Origin of the sequence: Vreelandella nigrificans (genome assembly GCF_002374315.1) — a bacterium.
Taxonomy (GTDB): Bacteria; Pseudomonadota; Gammaproteobacteria; order Pseudomonadales; family Halomonadaceae; genus Vreelandella; species Vreelandella nigrificans.
This window is the reverse complement of the sequence record NZ_NWUX01000070.1, coordinates 1-865: the sequence shown is the minus strand read 5'-3', so window position 1 is coordinate 865 and position 865 is coordinate 1. Positions and strand designations below refer to the sequence as shown.

Sequence of the window (865 nt, the reverse complement as noted above, 5' to 3'; positions counted from 1 at the left end):
CTGGCAGACGGGGACAAGCAGTGGGAGCAGGCGCTGGCCTTTGCCCTGGAGCGCTTATCCAGCAACGTCCCGGTACTGATCTACGCCTCGGCGGATCCAGAGAAGGTGAAAGCTGCGCAAGCTGGACTGGGGGTGGAACGTGCAGGCCATCTCGTCGAAGAGGCCTTGAGCCAACTGGCCGTCACGCTGGTCAATGAAGGCGTGGGCCGCTTGCTGGTGGCCGGGGGTGAAACCTCAGGCGCGGTGGTCTCGGCACTCGGCATTACCACTCTGCGCATCGGTGAACAAATTGATCCCGGCGTGCCCTGGACTCAGGCCCCTTTGGCAGGCCGCGAAGCGCCACTGTCGCTGGCGCTGAAATCCGGCAACTTTGGTGGAGTGGACTTCTTTACCCGCGCGTTTGAGGTGCTGGCATGAGTATCCATTTGCATCGCCATCACCACAACCGCCTACGAGAGCAGATCAGCACCCTGGGCAAGTCACTCTTTGATCGCGGCCTGACCATGGGCTCCAGCGGCAATATCAGCGTGCGGTTAGACGATGGCGGCTGGCTGATGACCCCGACCAACGCCTGTCTGGGGCGGCTAGACCCGGCGCGGATCTCGCATCTGGATCAACACGGCCAACTGCTCAGCGGTGATGCGCCCACCAAAGAGCAGTTCTTGCATATGGCAATGTATGAGGAGCGGCCGCAGTCTGGGGCCATTGTGCATCTCCACTCCACCCACTCGGTGGCGGTGTCATGTTTGCCGGGGGTAGATCCCTGCGACTGCATTCCGCCGCTCACCGCCTACTACGTGATGCGGGTGGGCAAGCTGCCGCTGGTGCCGTATCACATTCCAGGCGACCCCAAACTGGGCGATGC

General features: G+C 62.3%; 2 protein-coding genes. Both read left to right on the top strand.

The window, feature by feature from the left end:
• Nucleotides 1–417: nucleotide-binding domain containing protein (locus CPA45_RS22515; RefSeq protein WP_279628838.1), on the top strand; the 417-nt coding region annotated here is incomplete at its 5' end.
• A partial coding sequence (gene otnC, locus CPA45_RS22510) for a 3-oxo-tetronate 4-phosphate decarboxylase (protein ID WP_096655534.1) occupies nucleotides 414–865 on the top strand: 452 nt, incomplete at its 3' end. The genes CPA45_RS22515 and otnC, both read left to right, overlap by 4 nt.